This window comes from Halodesulfovibrio spirochaetisodalis, from assembly GCF_001672295.1.
GTDB lineage: Bacteria > Desulfobacterota > Desulfovibrionia > Desulfovibrionales > Desulfovibrionaceae > Halodesulfovibrio > Halodesulfovibrio spirochaetisodalis.
This window is the reverse complement of record NZ_JXMS01000047.1, coordinates 1-2984: the sequence shown is the minus strand read 5'-3', so window position 1 is coordinate 2984 and position 2984 is coordinate 1. Positions and strand designations below refer to the sequence as shown.

The following is a 2984-nucleotide window of genomic DNA, read 5'->3' as shown; positions in this document are numbered from 1 at the left end:
CCCCCCATCTACGCGTCCGCATTGGGCTCGTCGCCTTAGGCACCCTTTTTCTCTGTAGTGTCTTCGGGTTTATGTATGCAGAAAATATCCCATTTGCCGATGCTCTCTATTTTTCCGTCGTTACTGTAACCACAGTAGGTTATGGAGACATCCACCCAACAACTGGAGCTGGGAAAATTCTCGCTACTATTCTCATTCTCTCCGGCGTATGCACCTTCACTATCGTCCTCACCAGCATGACCGAACGCCTGTTAAATGCCAGAGAGAAACGCGAGCGGCTGCAACGTCTTAACATGGTCATAGGAAGCTTTTTCAGTGAAGTGGGCACCAAACTCTTGTTCCAAATTTCCAGTCTGGATACGAACCTGCCTACCGTGCAAAGCAGACTCGCCAATTGCGGTAAATGGCAGGCAAAAGACTTTGCCGGAGTACGCCAGCACATGCTGAATTACCCCTTTGAAGCCCAACATGCTGGAAACGATTTAGAAGAGCTCAAGCAGCTATTACAAACCCACACGCCTTTTTTGATGCGCATACTAGAAAACCCCAACATGGCTGAGCATGAACAGTTTACAGATCTGATGTGGGCAACATTCCATCTAAAAGAAGAGCTACTTAACCGAAGCACTCTCACCGATCTTCCTAAAACAGATCTCAAGCATCTTTCGGGTGATATCCACCGAGTATACAAGCTGTTGCTCTCCCAATGGATAGACTACATGCAACATCTGCAAACGGACTACCCTTACCTTTTCTCCCTCGCTGTCCGCACAAACCCGTTCGACAAAACATCCAGTGCAGTAGTACGATAGTCGGTTGTGCCTTTATGCGAGATTTCTGTGCACACATTATGTGACTATACCAAAAGAAAAAAGGCAGACTGAAATGAATCAGCCTGCCTTACTCTTATCTATGTTGTCGTAACCAGAACAATTTTCTTCTATGCATTAAGCCCCCCTTAGTCAGAGCACGATTGTTCTGCCCAGAGGCTTGCCCCAAAAGCACCACACATATCTGGTTGATCTGCAATATAAACAGTAGCGCTGCTTCCGAGTTCCTGTTGCAACTGATTGCGTATGCAGGCGTTGTTTGCCACGCCACCGGAAAATACGAGAGGGTATTCTAACCCTGTTCGCTTTAACATGGTGCACGTCCTGCGTACGACAGCCTGATGCAAGGCCAACGCGATATCTGATGGAGGAAAACCTTGTGCCATAAGCGATGTTGCTTCTGTTTCCGCAAATACGGTGCACATACTGTTAATAACAGGCGGGTTAATACCCTCTAGCGCATATTTCCCAAACTGTTCGACATCCATTTGAAATACCGCAGCCGTATACTCTAAAAACTTTCCAGTTCCTGCTGCACAACGGTCATTCATTTCAAATTTGAGAACTCTCCCTTTGTCATTAAGGGCGATAGCTTTGGTATCCTGACCGCCGATATCAAGAACTGTTCGGGCGTCTGGAAATAACGCATGAGCGCCAAGGGCATGTGCTTTGATTTCAGTAATCGTTTTGACTTCATACGGAAGCTCAATACTTTTAACCAATTCACGGCCATAGCCTGTTGCTGTGAGCAGTTTCGGTGTGTGACCATGTAATAGCTTTCGGCATTGTTCGAGGGGTAACAGTGCCTACGTCCTGCCCTTCCTCAATCCCTTCTTGAAAGAGGGTCGCAAACTGCTGGGCATCAACAAACTGCTCACTGGCTTCAGTAGGGAACACACTGTTAATGAACTCGCCAAGAGCTTCAGGAGAACGCTCAGCAAGCTTGCTTTTTGCAACCGCATCTGAAAGGGCAGAAAGCTGCACGCCATTTTGTGTAGCCAACAGACCAGCTTGCCTTTTGTCCTCCACACGCTCTGCAACCTTGGAAACCCCACCGGATGAACCAAGTATTATCGCGCCAACAGCAACATCAACGTTCTTCAAGCTGGCAATCACATCACTTACAACCCCGTCCATGTCCTTACCTTTAGCAAGGGCAGAAAACGCGGCCTGAAACGGCTCTTCAAGATACTCCGTAAAACCTTCTGCTGCACCGGCAGCACCACGCCGCGCAAGGTTCTGCATGATGGTTTTTGTAGGAATTTTGCGGGTAAGCTCTTCCAGACCTACCTTGTTCAGCAAGCCCACAACCACACCAAAACTTGTAGCAGCGGTCGCAGCGTCCGCCTGATCCACACCGTCACGCACCAAGTCTTCGTACAAACTTGCAGCTTCCTGTAACCCGCCAACCACGGAAGGAACCGCAAGGCTACCTCCAGAAACAGTATACGCTGCTACCATCGGCAACATGCTTGATGCTGCTTCGCCAACCTGCGTAACAAGGTACTCTGGATTCACAAGAAGCTGCGGATTATCCCACAACGACTTGGTGACATGCTCCGGTAACGCAAGCAGTTCTGAGTTTAAGACCTCATCGTTTATGTACTTGGACTGAGCAAGGTGAAACTGTTCGCTGCGTTTAAAAATTCCAGTGTGTCCAGTTCCAAGCGCATCACCTATTCCATGTTCAACAGAGTCCAAAGTTCCAGATAAATACGCCATGCTTTGGTTGTAGAACTGAAAAACTTTAGGCACTGCGCGGCCTGCTGTCTTACCAAGCGCTCGAAAGGGATTTGATTCCTGTTCTATTCTGATTAAATTCTCAAGATCGTCATGGGCCATGCCTGCATTTACAGGGTCACGCATAAAATACATGGTTCCGCCAGCATCCATAGTTTCCATCAAACGTTGCTGGCGTTCCGCTCTGTCCTGCGCAGAAAGCTGATCATAGTTTTGCTCAACAAAATCGGCATCCATACCTGTGCGCTTGGCAATCTTCTGCGCGTCTGCAACCGTGTCCGGATTACGGGTAACAGCATACTCCAACATCGGAGCTGCACTGCGCGGCAACCCTTCAAAAAGAGAACTGTCCACCTGCGAAACATCCGCGTCAGCTAAACGGCTTCCACCTGTAGATACAGGCGCCTGTTCCTG

Annotated in this window: 3 protein-coding genes; 1 reads left to right on the top strand and 2 read right to left on the bottom strand. The window is 48.6% G+C overall.

All coding sequences use genetic code 11. The annotated features are described in order from the left end of the window. Positions 1 to 812 (top strand): potassium channel family protein (locus tag SP90_RS16300; RefSeq protein ID WP_157471372.1); only part of this gene is annotated, 812 nt, incomplete at its 5' end. A 146-nt stretch (positions 813 to 958) separates the two neighbouring features. Here the strand turns inward: SP90_RS16300 and SP90_RS16295 are convergent. Continuing rightward, complete coding sequence (locus SP90_RS16295; protein WP_331710494.1) at positions 959 to 1552, bottom strand: acyl-CoA dehydratase activase; 594 nt, start codon at positions 1550 to 1552, stop codon at positions 959 to 961. Between the two features lies 1 nt (position 1553). Further along, on the bottom strand, positions 1554 to 2984 hold a 1431-nt coding region (locus SP90_RS16735; protein WP_197498817.1), incomplete at its 5' end, for a hypothetical protein.